This window comes from Mycobacterium sp. 1165196.3, assembly GCF_001673415.1.
GTDB lineage: Bacteria > Actinomycetota > Actinomycetes > Mycobacteriales > Mycobacteriaceae > Mycobacterium > Mycobacterium europaeum_A.
In genome coordinates this window covers 1-18,342 of record NZ_LZLU01000260.1, presented here as the reverse complement: position 1 = coordinate 18,342, position 18,342 = coordinate 1, and the positions used below count along the sequence as shown (strand labels likewise).

17 protein-coding genes are annotated in these 18,342 nt (G+C 69.6%); 14 read left to right on the top strand and 3 right to left on the bottom strand.

From position 1 onward, the window contains the following. Positions 1–45: 45 nt before the first annotated feature. Together A5659_RS24915 and A5659_RS24910 are read left to right on the top strand one after the other, a co-directional pair. Positions 46–837, top strand: coding sequence for an electron transfer flavoprotein subunit beta/FixA family protein (locus A5659_RS24915; protein ID WP_066862146.1), 792 nt, complete (start codon positions 46–48; stop codon positions 835–837). A gap of 40 nt (positions 838–877) precedes the next feature. Then, the gene (locus A5659_RS24910) at positions 878–1,834 is read left to right on the top strand and encodes an electron transfer flavoprotein subunit alpha/FixB family protein (RefSeq protein WP_066862143.1); all 957 of its coding nucleotides are present in this window, start codon (positions 878–880) and stop codon (positions 1,832–1,834) included. 163 nt (positions 1,835–1,997) lie between these two features. Here the strand turns inward: A5659_RS24910 and A5659_RS24905 are convergent, their stop codons facing one another. After that, positions 1,998–2,378 (bottom strand): SRPBCC family protein, encoded by a 381-nt coding sequence (locus A5659_RS24905; protein WP_066862140.1) that lies wholly within the window; start codon positions 2,376–2,378, stop codon positions 1,998–2,000. Then, the gene (locus tag A5659_RS24900) at positions 2,375–3,856 is read right to left on the bottom strand and encodes a cryptochrome/photolyase family protein (RefSeq protein ID WP_067137672.1); all 1,482 of its coding nucleotides are present in this window, start codon (positions 3,854–3,856) and stop codon (positions 2,375–2,377) included. The genes A5659_RS24905 and A5659_RS24900 overlap by 4 nt, the downstream gene beginning before the upstream one ends. Before the next feature lie 173 nt (positions 3,857–4,029). Here A5659_RS24900 and A5659_RS24895 point away from each other — a divergent pair, with 173 nt between their 5' ends. The 4 genes from A5659_RS24895 to mnmA are packed head-to-tail and all read left to right on the top strand — an operon-like array spanning position 4,030 to position 8,057. Further along, positions 4,030–4,869, top strand: a complete 840-nt coding sequence (locus A5659_RS24895) for a GNAT family N-acetyltransferase (RefSeq protein WP_066862135.1) — start codon at positions 4,030–4,032, stop codon at positions 4,867–4,869. Further along, complete coding sequence (locus A5659_RS24890) at positions 4,866–5,768, top strand: 1-acyl-sn-glycerol-3-phosphate acyltransferase (RefSeq protein ID WP_066862130.1); 903 nt, start codon at positions 4,866–4,868, stop codon at positions 5,766–5,768. The genes A5659_RS24895 and A5659_RS24890 overlap by 4 nt, the downstream gene beginning before the upstream one ends. A 33-nt stretch (positions 5,769–5,801) precedes the next feature. Then, positions 5,802–6,980: a cysteine desulfurase family protein gene (locus A5659_RS24885; RefSeq protein ID WP_066862127.1), complete on the top strand. Its 1,179-nt coding sequence runs from the start codon at positions 5,802–5,804 to the stop codon at positions 6,978–6,980. Next, positions 6,981–8,057, top strand: a complete 1,077-nt coding sequence (gene mnmA, locus A5659_RS24880) for a tRNA 2-thiouridine(34) synthase MnmA (protein ID WP_067184973.1) — start codon at positions 6,981–6,983, stop codon at positions 8,055–8,057. Here the strand turns inward: mnmA and A5659_RS24875 are convergent, their stop codons facing one another. Continuing rightward, positions 8,058–8,702, bottom strand: coding sequence for a sensor domain-containing protein (locus tag A5659_RS24875; RefSeq protein WP_197498200.1), 645 nt, complete (start codon positions 8,700–8,702; stop codon positions 8,058–8,060). Positions 8,703–8,801: 99 nt separating this feature from the next. Here A5659_RS24875 and A5659_RS24870 point away from each other — a divergent pair, with 99 nt between their 5' ends. From A5659_RS24870 to A5659_RS24835, 8 genes are all read left to right on the top strand, one after another. Further along, positions 8,802–9,830 carry a methionine synthase gene (locus tag A5659_RS24870; RefSeq protein WP_067184968.1) on the top strand — a complete coding sequence of 343 codons (1,029 nt, stop codon included), beginning with the start codon at positions 8,802–8,804 and terminating at the stop codon, positions 9,828–9,830. 64 nt (positions 9,831–9,894) lie between these two features. Then, complete coding sequence (locus A5659_RS24865) at positions 9,895–10,377, top strand: SRPBCC family protein (RefSeq protein ID WP_066862118.1); 483 nt, start codon at positions 9,895–9,897, stop codon at positions 10,375–10,377. Then, complete coding sequence (locus A5659_RS24860; RefSeq protein ID WP_066862114.1) at positions 10,374–10,691, top strand: helix-turn-helix transcriptional regulator; 318 nt, start codon at positions 10,374–10,376, stop codon at positions 10,689–10,691. Before A5659_RS24865 ends, A5659_RS24860 begins: the two co-directional genes overlap by 4 nt. Before the next feature lie 43 nt (positions 10,692–10,734). After that, on the top strand, positions 10,735–12,816 hold the full coding sequence (gene ligA, locus A5659_RS24855) for an NAD-dependent DNA ligase LigA (protein ID WP_067184964.1): 2,082 nt from the start codon (positions 10,735–10,737) through the stop codon (positions 12,814–12,816). A 4-nt stretch (positions 12,817–12,820) separates the two neighbouring features. Beyond that, positions 12,821–13,933, top strand: coding sequence for a cystathionine gamma-lyase (locus tag A5659_RS24850; RefSeq protein ID WP_067184960.1), 1,113 nt, complete (start codon positions 12,821–12,823; stop codon positions 13,931–13,933). A 57-nt stretch (positions 13,934–13,990) separates the two neighbouring features. Then, the gene (locus A5659_RS24845; protein WP_156749361.1) at positions 13,991–14,599 is read left to right on the top strand and encodes a TetR/AcrR family transcriptional regulator; all 609 of its coding nucleotides are present in this window, start codon (positions 13,991–13,993) and stop codon (positions 14,597–14,599) included. 207 nt (positions 14,600–14,806) lie between these two features. Then, entirely contained in the window at positions 14,807–15,211 is a 405-nt protein-coding gene (locus A5659_RS24840) for an MmpS family transport accessory protein (RefSeq protein WP_067025305.1), read from the top strand. Continuing rightward, the gene (locus A5659_RS24835; protein WP_067184954.1) at positions 15,208–18,150 is read left to right on the top strand and encodes an RND family transporter; all 2,943 of its coding nucleotides are present in this window, start codon (positions 15,208–15,210) and stop codon (positions 18,148–18,150) included. The genes A5659_RS24840 and A5659_RS24835 overlap by 4 nt, the downstream gene beginning before the upstream one ends. Positions 18,151–18,342: the final 192 nt, after the last annotated feature.

The following is an 18,342-nucleotide window of genomic DNA, read 5'->3' as shown; positions in this document are numbered from 1 at the left end:
TAGTCGATTGCTGCGAGCCCCCTTCGAGGAGGACGAACCACACTCATGACGAACATCGTGGTCCTGATCAAGCAGGTCCCGGACACCTGGTCGGAGCGCAAGCTCTCTGACGGCGATTTCACCTTGGACCGTGAGGCCGCCGACGCGGTGCTGGACGAGATCAACGAGCGCGCGGTCGAAGAGGCGCTGCAGATTCGCGAGCGCGAGGGCGGCGAGGGGTCGGTGACCGTGCTGACCGCGGGTCCCGAGCGCGCCACCGAGGCCATCCGCAAGGCGCTGTCGATGGGCGCCGACAAGGCCGTCCACCTCAAGGACGACGGCCTGCACGGTTCCGACGTGGTCCAGACCGGATGGGCGTTGGCGCGCGCGCTGGGCACCATCGAGGGCACCGAGCTGGTCATCGCCGGCAACGAGGCGACCGACGGGACCGGCGGCGCGGTGCCGGCCGTCATCGCCGAGTACCTGGGCCTGCCCCAGCTCACCCACGTGCGCAAGCTCTCCATCGAGGGCGACAAGGTCACCGGCGAGCGGGAGACCGACGAGGGCGTGTTCACCCTCGAGGCCACGCTGCCCGCGGTGGTCAGTGTTACCGAGAAGATCAACGAGCCGCGCTTCCCGTCCTTCAAGGGCATCATGGCCGCCAAGAAGAAAGAGGTCACGGTGCTGACCCTGGCCGAGATCGGGGTCGAGCCCGACGAGGTCGGGCTGGAGAACGCCGGGTCGACCGTGCTGTCGTCGACACCCAAGCCGCCCAAGACCGCGGGCGAGAAGGTCACCGACGAGGGCGAGGGCGGCAACGACATCGCCAAGTACCTGGTCGCCCAGAAGATCATCTAGCACCAGACACCTCCGGACACACGAAAGAGCGAAATAACCTATGGCTGAAGTACTGGTGCTCGTCGAGCACACAGAAGGTGCGCTGAAGAAGGTCACCTCCGAACTGATCACGGCCGCCCGCGCGCTGGGCGAGCCCGCCGCCGTCGTGGTCGGCGCCCCCGGCACCGCCGCGCCTCTGGTCGACGGTCTCAAGGAGGCCGGCGCCGCTAAGATCTACGTCGCCGAGTCCGAGGACGTCGACAAGTACCTGATCACCCCGGTGGTCGACGTGCTGGCCTCGCTTGCCGAGTCCAACTCGCCCGCCGCGGTGATCCTGTCGGCCAACGCCGACGGCAAGGAGATCGCCGGCCGGCTCGCGGCCCGCATCGGCTCCGGCCTGCTGGTCGACGTCGTCGACGTCAAGGAAGGCAACAAGGCGACCTACTCCATCTTTGGTGGCGCGTACACCGTGGAGGCGCAGGCCAACGGCGACACCCCGGTGATCACCGTGCGCGCCGGCGCGATCGACGCCGAGCCGCAGGCCGGCGCCGGCGAAGAGGTCACCGTCGAGGTGCCGGCCCCCGCCGAGAACGCCACCAAGGTCACCGCCCGCGAGCCCGCGGTCGCCGGCGACCGTCCGGAACTGACCGAGGCCACCATCGTCGTCTCCGGGGGTCGCGGCGTCGGCAGCGCGGAGAACTTCAGCGTCGTCGAGGAGCTGGCCGACTCGCTGGGCGCGGCCGTCGGCGCCTCGCGCGCCGCCGTCGACTCCGGCTACTACCCGGGCCAGTTCCAGGTGGGCCAGACCGGTAAGACGGTCTCGCCGCAGCTGTACATCGCGCTGGGCATCTCCGGTGCCATCCAGCACCGGGCGGGCATGCAGACGTCCAAGACGATCATCGCGGTCAACAAGGACGAAGAGGCGCCCATCTTCGAGATCGCCGACTACGGCGTGGTGGGCGACCTGTTCAAGGTGGCTCCGCAGCTCACCGAGGCGATCAAGACCCGCAAGGGCTGAGTTTCTCGGTTGCAAAGCCCCCGGCACCGCGGTGCCGGGGGCTGTTGCGTCGGGGGGCGAATTGACGCCGCGTGCGGACCATTGACCCCTTCCCGAAACCGCCAGCACCGGCGCTAGCGGATTGCGAAGTCACACATCGGTTCCCGGGGCGGCCCCGACGCGGCTAGGCGCCGGTCAGCATCGCGTCGATGCGGCGCACGGCGATGGAGCACACCGTCAGGTAGGGCGCCGCCCACCACGGCACCGACATGCTCACCCGCGCGCCGTCGCCCACCGGGTCCACCCGATGCCGGGTCGCCGGGACACCGGCCACCTTCCACGCCCAGGATCGGCCTGGATCGAACTCGGTCACCTCGAACGGCGCAGAGACCAGCAGCGACGTCTGGACCATGCCCGTCGCGTGCAGGCCCAGCTCGGTGTGTGGCTCATCGAGCCGCGCGCCACGGATCGTCGGCCCCCACTTGGGCCACGCGTCCAGATCGACCAGCAGCTCCCACACCGCGGCCGGCGACGCCGCGATCTGCCGATCCGCGGTGAGGATCATGGCGCGGCCTGCCCAAGCCGACGCTGCTGTTCGATGACGTCATCGAGATCGGTGAGCCTTCGCAGGCCTGCCAACGGTTGGGACATGCGCGTGTTTCCCCCCAGATAGTTCTTGTTGCGCTGCAGAAACATCCAGTAGCCGGCAGTGAAGGGGCAGGCGCGCTCGCCAACCCGCTCGGCCGGGCGATACACGCAGTGCCCGCAGTAGTCGCTCATGCGGTTGATGTACGCGCCGCCCGCGGCGTAGGGCTTCGTCGCCATCAGCCCGCCGTCGGCGTGCTGCGACATGCCCACGACATTGGCGACCATCACCCAGTCGTAGCCATCGACGAAACACCGGTGGAACCAGTCGGTGACCGCGGCGGGATCCCAGCCGCGCTGCAACGCGTAATTGGACAGCACCATCAGCCGCGGGATGTGGTGCGCCCAGCCGTGGTCGCGGACCTGCGCCAGCACGTCGCGCAGGCAGCGGGCCTCGACGGCGTCGGCATCGAGCTCGGCGAACCACTCCGGCAGTCCCGCGTGCGCCTGGAGCGCGTTGTGGCGCCGGTAATCGGGCCCGAAATACCAGTAGACGTGCCAGATGTAGTCCCGCCACCCGATCAGTTGGCGGATGTAACCCTCGACACTGGCCAGCGGGGCGTTGCCCGCGCGGTAGGCGTCCTCGGCCGCGTACGCGCAGTCCAGCGGGTCGAGCAGCCCGAGGTTCATCGGAGCCGACAGCAGGCTGTGCGCCATGCAACGGTCACCGGAGAGCATGGCGTCCTCGTGAGGGCCGAAGTGCGGCAACCGATCCCGCACAAACACTGCCAGCGCGGTCTGCGCTTCGGTTGCGGTGACGGGGAATTCGCGCGGCCCGTCGCGACCGACGAAGGCGGCGTCGCCGTCGCGCTCCCAGCGGTCCAGGTCCGCGCGCACCTGCTCGTCGATCTCGTCCTCGTCGGGTCGCCACGGCGCGGGCACGCCCAGCGTCTCGGCGCCTTTCGGAGCCGGCTCTCGGTTGTCGGCGTCGAAGTTCCACCGCCCGCCCACCGGTTGTTCCCCGTCCATCAACAGCTCGAACCGGCGCCGGGCGTCGCGGTAGAAGTTCTCCAGCAGCAGCGTCCGCTGCCGCTTGGCCCACTCGTCGAAATCCGCGCGGTCGGTGCAGAATCCGCGCGCGGGCAACACCTCGATCGCCGGCCGCGACCGGACGAACCCGTCGGCGGCCCAGGTGGTGGGTTGGCACACGCTGATCGGCTCGCGCACCCGCTCCAACGCCTCGCCGTACGTGCGGGTCCGCAGGAACAGCGCCTGATCGCCCAGTTCGGCCGCGCGGTGGCGCAGCGCGGAGAGCACAAGGTGGGCCTTGCGGCGGTGAAAGCGGCGGCGCCCGAACACCGCGCGGGACTCGATGAGCAACACCGGCTGGTCGCGGTGGTCCAGGAAGTGGGGGCCCAGCTGATCGGCGAAGCACCAACGGCGCGTGTCCGGGCTCATACCGCGGCCGCGGTGTGCTTCACGACGGAGCCTGAATCCCCGAGTGGATCGTCATCTTGCACGCTCTACCCGCAACACTCGGTGCTCAACCGCGGCATTTCGTCATCTCACGTGCACCGACACGTCACAGCGGCGATGCCGACTAGCTCATCGACTACGCCACGTTGGGCTTCATGAGCATCGCTTCAGTCCTCATACCCAGCGAAAAGCCCACCGGCGCGGCGGCCACACCGCGCTACTCCCTGTTGCTGTCCACCGACCCCGCCATGATCGAGGCGGCGCAGCGGCTCCGGTACGACGTGTTCACCAGCACCCCCGGCTTCGCACTGCCGGCGGCCGGCCAGGACGGGCGGGATCTCGACCGGTTCGACGAGTTCTGCGACCACCTGTTGGTGCGCGACGACGACACCGGCGAGCTGGTCGGCTGCTACCGCATGCTGGCGCCGGCCGGCGCCATCGCGGCCGGGGGCCTCTACACCGCCACCGAGTTCGACATCCGCGCCCTGGACCCGCTGCGGCCGTCCCTGGTGGAGATGGGACGCGCCGTGGTGCGCGATGGGCATCGCAACGGCGGCGTCGTGCTGTTGATGTGGGCGGGCATCCTGGCCTACCTGGACCGCTACGGCTACGACCACGTGACCGGATGCGTGTCGGTGCCCATCGGCGATGAAGACGACGGCCCGGCGCCGGGCAGCCGGCTGCGCGGCGTCCGCGACTTCATCCTCGACCGGCACGCGGCACCGCCGGAACACCGGGTGTACCCGCACCGGCCGGTGGTGGTCAACGGGACGGCGATCGACGACATCGCGCCGCCGGCGCGGCCGTCGGTTCCGGCGCTGATGCGCGGATACCTGCGGCTGGGCGCCCAGGTGTGCGGCGAACCCGCGCACGACCCCGACTTCGGCGTCGGCGATTTCTGCGTCCTGCTGGACAAGGCGCACGCCGACACCCGATATCTCAAACGCCTCCGGTCGGTGTCGGCGGCATCGGAAATGGCGGGCGGCCGGCGATGAACGCCCCGGCGGGCACCGGACACTCCTGGCTGCCGCGCGCCTCGTGCGATGCGGGCTGCGTGGGCGTGGGCGACGTGGCGACGCCGCGACGGCTGCGGGTGACGCTGCGGATCGCCCTTCGCCTCACGCTGGCGCTGCTGCTGGCGCCGGGGCTGCCGCTGCTGGCGGTGCCGCTGCCGGGCCGCACCCGCGCGCAGCGCATCTATTGCCGCGCGGTGCTGCGCTGCCTGGGGGTGCGAATCACCGTGACGGGCAACCCGATTCGCAACCTGCGCGGGGTGCTGGTGGTGAGCCCGCACATGTCGTGGCTCGACGTCTTCGCCATCGGCTCGGTGCTGCCCGGGTCGTTCGTCGCGCGCGCCGACATGTTCACCGGCCGCGCGACCGGGGTGGTGGCCCGCATCCTGAAGATCATCCCCATCGAGCGGTCCAGTCTGCGGCGGCTGCCCGGCGTGGTCGACGCCGTCGCCCGCCGGCTGCGCGCCGGTCAGACGGTGGTGGCCTTCCCGGAGGGCACCACCTGGTGCGGAGTGTCCGGCGACGATGCCGGTCGGGACACGGCCGGAAAAGAAGCCGGACAATCGCATCAAGGCCGCGGCGCCTTCTACCCGGCGATGTTCCAGGCCGCGATCGATGCCGGCCGCCCGGTGCAGCCCGTGCGGCTGACCTATCACCACGTCGACGGCAGCCCCTCGACGGTGCCGGCCTTCGTCGGCGACGAGACCCTGCTGAGCTCCATTCGGCGGCTGCTCGTCGTGCCGCGCACGCTGGCGCGGGTGCGCGTCGAGTCCCTGCAGCTCCCGGGGACCGACCGGCGCGCCCTGGCCCACCGCTGCCAGTCCGCGGTGGGCGGCGAAACCATCCGGCGCGCTGGTCACGGGCACGTGCTGGTGGCCTGAGCAAACGGGCGGGCCGGTATCGTGGTTCGCGTCATGGTCTACCTCGATCACGCCGCCACCACCCCGATGCACCCCGCCGCCGTCGAGGCGATGACGGCTGTGCTCGGCACGGTCGGCAACGCGTCCTCGCTGCACACCAGCGGCCGGGCGGCGCGGCGCCGCATCGAGGAGTCCCGCGAGCTGATCGCCGACCGGCTGGGCGCGCGCCCCTCGGAGGTCATCTTCACCGCCGGCGGCACCGAGAGCGACAACCTGGCGGTCAAGGGCATCTACTGGGCCCGACGAGGAGCCGATCCGCGCCGCCGGCGCATCGTCACCAGTGAGGTGGAACACCACGCCGTGCTGGACTCGGTCAATTGGCTCGTCGAGCACGAGGGCGCCGAGGTCACCTGGCTGCCGACCGCCCCCGACGGGTCGGTGTCGGCCGCGGCGCTGCGCGACGTGCTCACGCGCCACGACGACGTCGCGCTGGTCTCGGTGATGTGGGCCAACAACGAGGTCGGCACCGTGCTGCCGGCGGCCGAACTCGCCGCCGTCGCAGCCGAATTCGGCGTGCCGATGCACAGCGACGCCGTCCAGGCGGTGGGGCAGCTACCGGTCGACTTCGCCGCCAGTGGGCTGTCGGCGATGAGCGTGACCGCGCACAAGTTCGGCGGCCCGCCGGCCGTGGGTGCGCTGCTGCTGCGCCGCGACGTGGCCTGCGTGCCGCTGGCGCACGGGGGCGGGCAGGAGCGCGACATCCGTTCGGGCACCGCCGATGTCGCCGGTGCGGTCGGAATGGCCGCGGCGGCCCGGATCTCGGTCGACGGGCTCGAGACCAACAGCGCCCGGCTGCGGGCGTTGCGCGACCGGCTGGTCGACGGCGTGCTGGGCGGCATCGAGGACGTCACCCTCAACGGGGCCCGCGACCCGCTGCGGCTGCCCGGCAACGCACACTTCACCTTCCGCGGCTGCGAGGGCGATGCGCTGTTGATGCTCCTGGACGCCAACGGGATCGAGTGTTCGACCGGATCGGCGTGCACCGCGGGCGTCGCGCAGCCCTCGCACGTGCTGATCGCGATGGGCGCCGACGCGGCCACCGCGCGTGGATCATTGCGACTCTCGTTGGGGCACACCAGTTCCGACGCCGACGTCGACGCCGTGCTGCGCGTGCTGCCGGGCGCGGTGGACCGCGCCCGACGGGCCGCGCTGGCCGCCGCGGGGGCGTCCTAAGTGAAAGTGCTTGCCGCCATGAGCGGCGGCGTCGACTCGTCGGTCGCCGCCGCCCGGATGGTCGACGCCGGACACGACGTGGTCGGCGTGCACCTGGCGCTGTCCAGCGCGCCCGGCACGCTGCGCACCGGCTCGCGGGGGTGCTGCTCGAAGGAGGACGCCTCCGATGCGCGCCGCGTCGCCGACGTGCTCGGAATTCCGTTCTACGTATGGGATTTCGCGGAGAGGTTCGCCGCGGACGTCATCGACGAATTCGTCGCGTCTTACGCGCGCGGCGAAACGCCCAACCCGTGTGTGGTGTGCAATCAGAAGATCAAGTTCTCGGCGCTGTCCGCGAAAGCCGTTGCGCTGGGCTTCGATACGGTGGCCACCGGCCATTACGCCCGGCTCGCCGACGGCCGGCTGCGCCGCGCCGTCGATCACGACAAAGACCAGTCCTACGTGCTGGCCGTCCTGAGCGCCGAGCAGCTGCGGCACGCGGTGTTCCCGATCGGGGACACCCCCAAGCCGCAGATCCGGGCCGAAGCCGCCCGGCGCGGCCTGACCGTCGCCGACAAGCCGGACAGCCACGACATCTGCTTCATCCCCTCGGGCAACACCCGCGCGTTCCTGGGCGAGCGCATCGGGGTGCGCCGCGGCGCGGTGGTCAATGCGGACGGCACGGTGCTCGCCGAGCACGACGGCGTGCACGGTTTCACCATCGGGCAGCGCAAGGGACTCGGCATCGCCGGACCGGGACCCGACGGCCGCCCGCGCTACGTGACAGCGATCGACGCCGAGACGGCCACGGTGCGGGTGGGGGAGGCCGCCGACCTCGAGATACACGAAATGGTCGGGCGGGCACCGGTTTTCACCTCGGGCGTCGCGCCGTCGGGCCCGCTGGAGTGCGCGGTTCAGGTGCGCGCGCACGGTGAAGCCGCCGACGCGATAGCCGAACTGGTCAACGGCGAGCTGGTGGTGCGACTGCGCGCCCCGATGCGCGGCGTGGCGCGGGGCCAGACGCTGGTGCTCTATCGCCGCGACCCCGACGGCGACGAGGTGCTCGGCAGCGCCACCATCGCCGGCACCGCACGCTGATCACCGCGGCATGTTCGCCGAGATATTCGTCATCACGATGTCGGACACCGACTGCGCGAAGCCGCAGAAGGTGACCTCCAGCATGGCCACCGACAGGATCCGGTAGTCGCGGCCGCATCCGCCCGGCCGCAGGTGCAGCGTGGTGGCATCGGCGTTCCAGTCGCCGACGTAGAGCTGCCCGCTCGAGCCGTTCGCGCAGTCGCCGACGGTGCCCACCAGGGCGCCGAAGGCGCGCCGGGCGGCGTCGGCATCGCGGTAGGCCGCGGCGCCTTCGGAGATCAGCGCGCCGTCGGGCGGGTCCTGAAAGGTCGTCTTGTGGAATGCCTCCAGGTCGCGGCCGAACGTCGCCGTCTCGGCGTAGATGAACCGGCACTCGCGCGGCGCGGTCTCGGCGAGCGCGTCGATGTCCACCGGGCTGGTGCCGTCCATCGAGGGGATGATGGTCAGATGCTCACCGGCGCCGGTGATCGCGCGCATCCGGGACTGGTCCAGCAGGATCGCGTCGACGTCGACGCCCTGCACCACTCTGCGGTTGGCGCCGGAACCCGCCAGGGCCGCGCCGTCCACCACCCGGGTGCACGACGCCACCAGCGCCACCGCCGCGCACAACAGCGGCAGCCACGCTGATTTCGCCTTCTGCGACACCTTTACGCACCCCTTTTGCGTTGAACCTACCCGCGCGGCCAGCGCGCACACAGACCCCTGCCGACCGGGGGGTGCTGCGACGTCGAATACGGTTGCCGGGTGAGTGTTTTCGCCCATCCCTTCGCCACCGCCAGCGGTGTCGGATCGTGGCCCGGCCTCGCCGCGCGGGAAGCCGCCGCAGTCGTGGTGGGCGAACTGGCGGGCGCGCTGGCGCACATCGTCGAGTTGCCCGCCCGCGGCGTCGGTGCCGACATGCTCGGCCGGGCCGGCGCGCTGCTGGTCGACGTGGCCATCGACACGGTGCCGCGCGGCTACCGGCTTGCCGCCCGGCCCGGCGCGGTCACCCGCCGCGCGATCAGCCTGCTCGACGAGGACATGGACGCGCTGGAGGAGGCCTGGGAGGCCGCCGGCCTGCGCAACGACGGCCGGGTGGTGAAGGTGCAGGCGCCGGGCCCGATCACGCTGGCCGCCGAAATCGAGCTGGCCAACGGCCACCGGGCGATCACCGACCCCGGGGCGCTGCGCGACCTGGCCGCGTCGCTGGCCGAGGGGGTGGCCGCGCATCGGGCCGGGATGGCCCGCCGGCTCGAGGCGGAGGTGGTGGTCCAGTTCGACGAGCCGTCGCTGCCCAAAGCGCTGGGCGGGGGGCTGAGTGGGGTCACCTCGCTGAGCCCGGTGGCGCCCGTCGAGGAGGAATTGGCCGCCGGCCTGCTCGACAGCTGCGCCCACACGGTCGGGGGCGAGGTGCTGCTGCACTGCTGCGCCCCGGGTATCCCATGGGAACTGTTGCAACGCAGCGCATTTCGTGCCGTGTCGGTGGACGCGGGTGCGCTGACCGCCGCGGACCTGGACGGCATCGCCGAGTTCGTGGAGCCGGGCCGCACCGTCGTGTTGGGGGTGCTCGGCGCCGAGCCCCCGCCACGCCGCCCGGCGGCGGAGGAGGTTGCCGCCGCGGTGGTCGCCGTCACCGACCGCCTCGGCTTCGCCCGCCCGGCGCTGCGCGACCGCATCGGCGTCACCCCCGCCTGCGGGCTGGCCGGTGCCACGCCGCAGTGGGCCCGCGCCGCGATCGGGCTCGCCCGCAAGGCGGCCGAGATGTTCGCCGAGGACCCCGACGCCATCGGATAGGCAACCAATTGGTTGCGTTTTGGGCCGCGATGTGGTGCACTCATAGGCAACCAGGAGGTTGCACATGAAGATCGAGAAGCAGGTCGTGCTGCGCGCGCCGCTCGACCGGGTGTGGCGGGCCATCAGCGACGCCGAGGAGTTCGGACGCTGGTTCGGGGTGCGGTTCGACGGGCCGTTCGTGGCCGGAACGTCGGTGACCGCCGCGATCACCCCCACCACCGTCGACGGCGAGGTGGCCAGGCGTCAGGAGCCGCACACCGGAGTCCGCAGCACCTGGCAGATCGTCGCCGTCGAGCCGCCGCGCCGGTTCGCCTACCGCTGGCATCCGTTCGCCGTCGACCCCGACATCGACTACGACCAGGAGCCGACCACGCTCGTCGAGTTCACCCTGGCTGAGCGGCCCGACGGCGTGCTGCTGACCATCACCGAGTCCGGGTTCGAGGCGATCCCACCGGCACGTCGCGGCCCGTCCTTGGAGGCCAACGGCGAAGGCTGGGCGATCCAGACCACGCTGGTGCGCCGGTACGTCGAGGGCGTCCGGGTATGAAAGTCGCCGTCGACGCGCCGCTCTTCGACGCGCTCGGTGACCCCAACCGGCTGCGCATCATCGTGCGGCTCTGCGATCACGGCCCGAGCTCGACATCACAGGTCACCAGCGTCATACCGGTCACCCGGCAGGCGGCCAGCAAGCACCTGCAGCTGCTGGAGTCCGTCGGGCTGGTGACCAGCAGCCGGCGGGGCCGCGAGCGGGTGTGGACGGTGCGGACCGAGCCGCTGGCGTCGGCCAGCGACTACCTGAGCCAGCTGTCCCGCCGGTGGGATGCCGCCGTGGATCGGTTGCGCTCTTACGTCCAGGACTGAGCGCGCCGGGTTTTGCGTCGGTGTCCTCGGATAGCCTGCCAAGGTGAGCTCAGCAGAAGCTGATTCGGTATCGCCCGAGGTGCGCCGGCAGTGGCAGGACCTGGCCGAAACGGTCCGCGAACACCAGTTCCGCTACTACATCAAGGACGCCCCGATCATCTCGGACGCGGACTTCGACGCGATGTTCAACGAACTTTTGGCGCTGGAGGAGCGGCATCCCGAGCTTCGGGTGGCCGATTCGCCGACCCAGCTGGTCGGCGGCGCGGGGTTCGCCACCGAGTTCGCCGAGGCGGCGCACCTGGAGCGGATGCTGAGCCTCGACGACGTCTTCGATCGCGACGAGCTGGTGGCCTGGAGCAACCGCGTCGAGAACGAGGTCGGCAAACAACCGCATTACCTGTGCGAACTCAAGATCGACGGGGTGGCCTTGTCGCTGGTGTATCGCGACGGCCGGTTGGAGCGCGCCGCCACCCGGGGCGACGGCCGGGTCGGCGAGGACGTGACGCTCAACGCGCGCACCATCGACGACGTCCCGGAGCGGCTGTCGGCCGGCGCGGACTTCCCGGTCCCCGCCCTGCTCGAGGTGCGCGGCGAGGTGTTCTTTCTGCTCGCCGATTTCGAGGCGCTCAACGCCAGCCTGGTCGAGGACGGCAAGGCGCCGTTCGCCAACCCGCGCAACAGCGCGGCCGGGTCGCTGCGCCAGAAGAACCCGGCCGTCACCGCCCGGCGCAAGCTGCGGATGATCTGTCACGGCGTTGGCCGCACCGAGGGGTTCGCGCCCAAGAGCCAGCACGAGGCCTACGCCGCGCTGAGCGCCTGGGGGCTGCCGGTGGCCGCACAGACCGCGCGGGTGCGCGGCCTGGCCGCCGTCGAGGAGCGGATCGCCTACTGGGGTGAACACCGCTACGACCTCGAGCACGAAATCGACGGCGTGGTCGTCAAAGTCGACGACGTCGCCCTGCAGCGCCGGCTGGGAACCACCTCGCGCGCGCCGCGGTGGGCCGTCGCCTACAAGTACCCGCCGCAGGAGGCGCAGACCAAGCTGCTCGACATCCGCGTCAACGTCGGGCGCACCGGACGCGTCACGCCGTTCGCATTCATGACGCCGGTGAAGGTGGCCGGGTCGACGGTGGGGCTGGCCACCCTGCACAACGCCGCCGAGGTCAAGCGCAAGGGTGTGCTGATCGGCGACACGGTGATGATCCGCAAGGCCGGTGACGTGATCCCGGAGGTGCTCGGCCCCGTCGTGGACCTGCGCGACGGCTCCGAACGCGAATTCGAGATGCCCACCGCGTGTCCCGAGTGCGGCACCCCGCTGGCGCCGGCCAAGGAGGGCGATGCCGACATCCGTTGCCCCAACGCCCGGTCCTGTCCGGCGCAGTTGCGCGAGCGGGTCTTTCACGTCGCCGGCCGCGGTGCATTCGACATCGAGGGGCTCGGTTACGAGGCCGCCATCGCGTTGCTGAAAGCCGGCGTGATCGCCGACGAGGGCGACCTGTTCACGCTCAGCGAGGACGACCTGCTGCGCACCGAGCTGTTCCGGACCAAGGCCGGTTCCCTGTCCGCGAACGGCAGGCGCCTGTTGGACAACCTGGACAAGGCCAAGAAGGTGACGCTGTGGCGGGTGCTGGTGGCGTTGTCGATCCGGCATGTCGGCCCGACGGCCGCGCGCGCCCTGGCGACCGAGTTCGGCGACCTGGACGCGATCATGTCGGCATCGACGGAACGGCTGGCCGCGGTGGAGGGCGTCGGGCCGACGATCGCGGCGGCGCTCACCGAGTGGTTCACCGTCGACTGGCACCGCGCGATCGTCGAGAAGTGGCGCGCCGCCGGCGTGCGGATGGCCGACGAGCGCGACACCAGCGTGCCGCGCACGCTGGAGGGGCTGACGGTGGTGGTCACCGGGTCGCTGGCCGGCTTCTCCCGCGACGACGCCAAGGAGGCGATCCTGGCGCGCGGCGGAAAGGCCGCCGGCTCGGTGTCGAAGAAGACCGACTACGTCGTGGCCGGTGATTCGCCGGGTTCCAAGTACGACAAGGCGATCGAGCTGGGAGTGCCCGTCCTCGACGAGGACGGCTTCCGGACATTGCTCGCCGAGGGTCCGACCGAGACCCCCGCGGACTGAGCCGATGAGCAATCGGTACGGTGATTCCACGCGCAGCCTCAAAGCCGTTGATTTTCAAGCGATTCCGGGTCAGCCGGTGGCCCCGCAGCCGGTGCTGGCTTCCACCTACCACCTGTCCGGTGACGAGTCCGGTGCGGTGGACAACTACGGCCGCGACTCCAATCCGACTTGGCGGCAACTGGAATGCGCACTCGCCGAGCTGGAGGGGGCGGCCGGTGCGCTGGTGTTCGGCTCGGGCATGGCGGCCATCGCCGCGGTGCTGCGGACCCTGGCGACGCCCGGATCGACGGTGGTGATACCCGCCGACGGTTACTACGAAGTTCGCCGCTATGCCCGCGAGGACCTGGCGCCGGTGGGCGTGAGCGTCATCGAGGCGTCGAGTGCGCAGATCTATGACGCCGCCGCGGGGGCCGACGTGGTGCTGGCCGAGACCCCCACCAATCCGGCGTTGGACGTCGTTGATCTGCACCGGCTGGCCACCATCTGCCGGGGGCGCGGCGCCCGGTTAATCGTCGACAACACCGTCGCCACGCCCCTGGGGCAGCAGCCGCTGTCGCTGGGCGCCGACGCAGTGGTGGCCAGCGCCACCAAGGCCCTGTCGGGTCACAGCGACCTGTTGGCCGGATACGTCGCCACCGATCAGCCCGAGCTGCTCGCCGCGGTGCGGCGCCACCGGCAGTCCGCGGGTGCGATCCTGGGCGGGTTCGAGGCGTGGCTTCTGTTGCGCAGCATGGGAACTGCGGGATTGCGCTTCGAACGCCAATGCCAGAACGCCCGGGCGGTGGCGACCATGCTGGCCCGTCACCCGGCCGTGCGGGCGGTGCGCTATCCGGGCTTGGTCGACGACCCGGCGCACCAAGTGGCCATGGCCCAGATGCGCCGATTCGGGGCGCTGGTCTCGGTCGAATTGGCCGATGCGGCCGCGGTGCACGCGCTGGTGGACCGCAGCGAACTGCTGGTCGCCTCCACCAGTTTCGGTGGCCTGCACACCTCGGTGGACCGCAGGGCGCGCTGGGGTGACCCGGTCCCCGACGGATTCGCGCGCATCTCACTGGGTATCGAGGACACCGACGACCTGCTCACCGACATCGAACGCGCGCTGCTGCCCTCGCGCTGACGCGACATCCGTCGGGCCGGACTGGCGGAAATTGGTCCGCATCGCCCGAGCGGCTCTATCGTGGGCTCTATGACCCAGACGGCCGATCGGTGCGAGCACGCATCGCCGTGGTCGCCGCGCGAGGCCGAAATCCTGGCCGTGACCCTGGCGCTACTGCAGGAACACGGCTATGACCAGCTGACGGTGGACGCGGTGGCCAACGCCGCGCGGGCCAGCAAGGCCACGGTCTATCGGCGCTGGCCGTCCAAGGCCGAGCTGGTGCTGGCGGCCTTCATCGAAGGCGTCCGCAAGGTGGCCGTCCCGCCGAACACCGGCTCGCTGCGCGGTGATCTGCTGAGCCTGGGGGAGACGATCAGCCTGGAGTGCGGACAGCACGCCGGCACCATCCGCGCGGTGATGGTCGAGGTGTCGCGGCACCCCGCGCTCAATGACGCCCTGCAGCATCAATTCCTCGACCAGCGCAAGGCAACGATCCAGCACGTGCTGCGTCAGGCCGTCGCCCGGGGCGAGATCACCCAGGACGTCATCACCGACGAACTCTGGGACCTGTTGCCCGGCTACCTCATCTTCCGGTCGATCATTCCCGGTCGCCCGCCCACCCGTGACACCGTGCAGGCGTTTGTCGACGGGTTTCTCATCCCCGGCCTGACCAAGCCCGCCGGGTAACGGCGCCGCATGCCCGCGCCCGCCCGTGGGAAATATGTACGCGCGCGTCTCTTGTACAGTACGGTCCCGTACCGTACTGTCATAGCTGTCGATCACGCTCACGAGGTTGGCAGCCGCAGTTGGCTTGAGCGTGATCTTATCGCCCGATCTTCGAAAGGCTAACGGGTGAAAGGCTTTTCGATTGCGTCCCTGGTGAGGCGGGGATGGATGGTGCTCGTCGCGGTGCTGGTCGTGGCGCTCGCGGGATTCGGGATCTATCGCCTGCACGGCATCTTCGGCTCGCACGACAACACGGCGGCCAACAGCGGGCTGGCGGCCGAGATCGTCCCGTTCAACCCCAAGCGGGTCGTGCTCGAGGTGTTCGGCGACCCGGGGGCGACCGCCACCATCAACTACCTTGACGTCAACGCCCAGCCCCAGCAAGTCAAGGACGCGCCCTTGCCGTGGTCGTTCACCATCACCAGCACCGAGCCCGCGGTGATCGGCAACGTCGTCGCGCAGGGCAACGGCGACACCCTGGGCTGCCGCATCACCGTCAACGGCGAAGTGAAAGACCAACGCACCGTCCACAAAGTCGACGCCTACACCTTCTGTCTGGACAAATCTGGATGACAAACCATGAGCAGTCGCGGCCCTTCGTGCCGCGCACCATCCGCCGGCTCGCGCTGCCGATCCTGTTGTTCTGGGTGGCGCTGGCCGCCATCACCAACATCGCCGTCCCGCAGCTAGAAGACGTGGGCAAGACTCACAACGTGGCGCTGAACTCCCCAGATGCCCCGTCGCTCAAGGCGATCAAGCGCATCGGCGAGAAGTTCGGAGAGTTCAACACCGACAGCTCGGCGATGATCGTGCTGGAAGGCGACAAACCGCTGGGCGCCGAAGCCCACCGGTTCTACGACGAGATGGTCCGCAGGATCGAGCAGGACCGCAAACACGTCCAGCACGTCCAGGATTACTGGGGCGACACGTTGACGGCGGCCGGATCGCAGAGCAGCGACGGCAAGGCCGCCTATGTTCAGGTGAACCTCGCCGGCAATCAGGGCTCGGCCTTGGCCAACGAGGGTGTCGGGGCGCTGCGCGACATCATCGAGCGCATGAAACCGCCGCCGGGGGTCAAGACCTATGTGACCGGTGCGGCGCCGCTGATCTCCGATCAGTTCGACGTCGGCAGTAAGGGCACCGCGAAGGTCACCGGGATCACCATCGGGGTGATCGCGCTGATGCTGTTCTTCGTCTACCGCTCGGTGCTCACCACGCTGCTGGTGCTCGCCACCGTGCTCATCGAAATGTCCGCCGCCCGAGGCCTTGTCGCGTTCCTGGGTAATGCCGGCGTGATCGGGCTGTCGACGTATGCCACGAATCTGCTCACGCTGCTGGTGATCGCGGCCGGCACCGACTACGCGATATTTTTCGTCGGCCGCTACCAGGAGGCGCGCGGCGCCGGCGAGGATCGCGAAAAAGCCTTCTACACCATGTATCACGGCACGACACACATCGTGTTGGGTTCGGGGCTCACCGTCGCGGGCGCGGTGGCCTGCCTGAGCTTCACCCGGTTGCCCTACTTCCAAAGCCTGGGTATCCCAGCCGCATTGGGTATCCTCGTCGCGCTGTTCGCCGCGCTCACCCTGGGGCCGGCGATCCTCACCCTGGGCGCCATGGTCGGCATCTTCGACCCCAAACGGGCGATCCGAACCCGCGGCTGGCGGCGCATCGGCACCGCCATCGTCCGCTGGCCCGGAGCGGTGCTCGCGGCGGCGTGCGCGCTGGCCCTGGTGGGCCTGCTCGCCCTGCCCGGCTACAAGACCAGTTACGACACCCGCCCGTACATGCCGGCCAGCGCGCCGGCCAACATCGGGTACACGGCCGCCGAGAAGCACTTCTCGCGGGCCCGTTTGGAGCCCGAATTGTTGATGGTCGAAACCGATCACGACATGCGCAACCCGGAGAGCATGCTCGTGCTGGACAAGGTGGCCAAGGCGGTGTTCCACGTTCCGGGTGTGGCGCAGGTGCAGACCATCACCCGGCCGCTGGGGACCCCGCTCGTCCACAGCTCACTCGCCTTCGTGGTCAGCAATTCCAGTGCGGCGCAACAGCAAAACCTGACCTATCAACAGGATCGGGCCAACGACGCGCTCAAGCAGGCAAACGAGCTGAGCAAGACCATCGACATCCTCAAGCAGCAGTACGCCTTGCAACAACAACTCGCCGGCACCACCCACGAGGAGACCGAAAGTTTCCGCGACACGCTCGTCACCATCCGGGACCTGCGCGACAAGATCGCGAACTTCGACGACTTCTTCCGCCCGGTGCGCAGCTACTTCTATTGGGAGAAGCATTGTTACGACATTCCCGTCTGCTTCGCGTTCCGGTCGCTGTTCGACGCGCTCGACGGCATTGACCAGCTCACCGAAAAGTTCGAAAACCTCACGGCCTCCCTCGACAAGCTCGACGCGCTGCAGCCGAAACTGACGGCGCTGATACCGCCGCAGATAGCGAGCCAGCAGACCAATCGCGATCTGACTCTTGCGAATTACGCCACGCTGTCCGGGATCTACGCGCAGACCGCGGCCGCGATCGACAACGCGACGGCGCTCGGGCGCGCCTTCGACGCGGCCAAGAACGACGACACCTTCTACCTGCCGCCCGAGGTGTTCAACAACCCCGACTTCAAGCGTGGGCTGAAACTGTTCCTGTCCCCGGACGGCAAGGCCGTCCGGATGATCGTCACCCACGAGGGCGATCCGGCTACGCCGGAAGGCATTTCGCACATCGACCCGATGGCCAAGGCGGCACATGAGGCCCTGAAGGGCACGCCGATGGCCGACGCGCACGTCTATCTCGGTGGCACCTCCTCGACCTATAAGGACATCCAGGACGGCGCCAAATACGACCTGATGATCGTGGCGTTCGCCGCGCTGAGCCTCATCCTGCTCATCATGATGATCATCACGCGCAGCCTGATCGCCGCGCTGGTGATCGTGGGCACCGTCGCGCTATCGCTGGGGGCGTCCTTCGGACTCTCGGTCTTGGTGTGGCAGTACATCTTCGGCATCGAGCTGTATTGGGTCGTGCTGGCGCTGGCGGTGATCCTGCTGCTGGCGGTGGGATCGGACTACAACCTGCTGTTGATCTCGCGGTTCAAGGAAGAGATCCATGCGGGCCTGAATACCGGCATCATCCGGGCCATGGCCGGCTCCGGCTCGGTGGTCACCTCGGCGGGCATCGTCTTCGCCGTCACCATGTGTGCGTTCGTGTTCAGCGGTTTTCAGGTGCTCGGCCAGATCGGGACGACGATCGGGCTCGGCCTGTTGTTCGACACGCTTATCGTGCGGTCATTCATGACGCCTTCTGTCGCAAGGCTTCTCGGGCGCTGGTTCTGGTGGCCACAACGGGTGCGGCCACGCCCGGCCAGCACCATGCTGCGGCCCTACGGCCCACGCCCGGCGGTTCGACAGCTGCTGCTGTGGGAGGACGACGACCCTGTCGCGATGTCGGGATCGAGGTCCGCATCGATGGCCGGATCGAAAGCGCAGGCGCCTAGCGCGACCTGATTTCGGCTCACGGATCGGGATTCGCGGTGTGTGCAGTGGGCGAGGCTGTTGCTGTCGGGCATGGGCTGGGGGATGCGTGCACCGAACTCTTCAGCGGGCATCCGGCGGCCCGGACTTGTCGGTGGTGGCTGTGATGATGGCGTCATGTCTCCGACCGTGGCTGCAGCCAGCGTCGAAGCGTCCCCGAAGGAA

Bases quoted from the DNA above. Each gene is read 5' to 3' on its own strand.
- A5659_RS24840 (WP_067025305.1), top strand. From the start codon at position 14,807: ATGGTGCTCGTCGCGGTGCTGGTCGTGGCGCTCGCGGGATTCGGGATC.
- A5659_RS24905 (WP_066862140.1), bottom strand. From the start codon at position 2,378: ATGATCCTCACCGCGGATCGGCAGATCGCGGCGTCGCCGGCCGCGGTG.
- A5659_RS24910 (WP_066862143.1), top strand. From the start codon at position 878: ATGGCTGAAGTACTGGTGCTCGTCGAGCACACAGAAGGTGCGCTGAAG.
- A5659_RS24885 (WP_066862127.1), top strand. From the start codon at position 5,802: ATGGTCTACCTCGATCACGCCGCCACCACCCCGATGCACCCCGCCGCC.
- A5659_RS24900 (WP_067137672.1), bottom strand. From the start codon at position 3,856: ATGAGCCCGGACACGCGCCGTTGGTGCTTCGCCGATCAGCTGGGCCCC.
- A5659_RS24915 (WP_066862146.1), top strand. From the start codon at position 46: ATGACGAACATCGTGGTCCTGATCAAGCAGGTCCCGGACACCTGGTCG.
- A5659_RS24835 (WP_067184954.1), top strand. From the start codon at position 15,208: ATGACAAACCATGAGCAGTCGCGGCCCTTCGTGCCGCGCACCATCCGC.
- A5659_RS24890 (WP_066862130.1), top strand. From the start codon at position 4,866: ATGAACGCCCCGGCGGGCACCGGACACTCCTGGCTGCCGCGCGCCTCG.
- A5659_RS24850 (WP_067184960.1), top strand. From the start codon at position 12,821: ATGAGCAATCGGTACGGTGATTCCACGCGCAGCCTCAAAGCCGTTGAT.
- A5659_RS24865 (WP_066862118.1), top strand. From the start codon at position 9,895: ATGAAGATCGAGAAGCAGGTCGTGCTGCGCGCGCCGCTCGACCGGGTG.
- A5659_RS24895 (WP_066862135.1), top strand. From the start codon at position 4,030: ATGAGCATCGCTTCAGTCCTCATACCCAGCGAAAAGCCCACCGGCGCG.
- A5659_RS24860 (WP_066862114.1), top strand. From the start codon at position 10,374: ATGAAAGTCGCCGTCGACGCGCCGCTCTTCGACGCGCTCGGTGACCCC.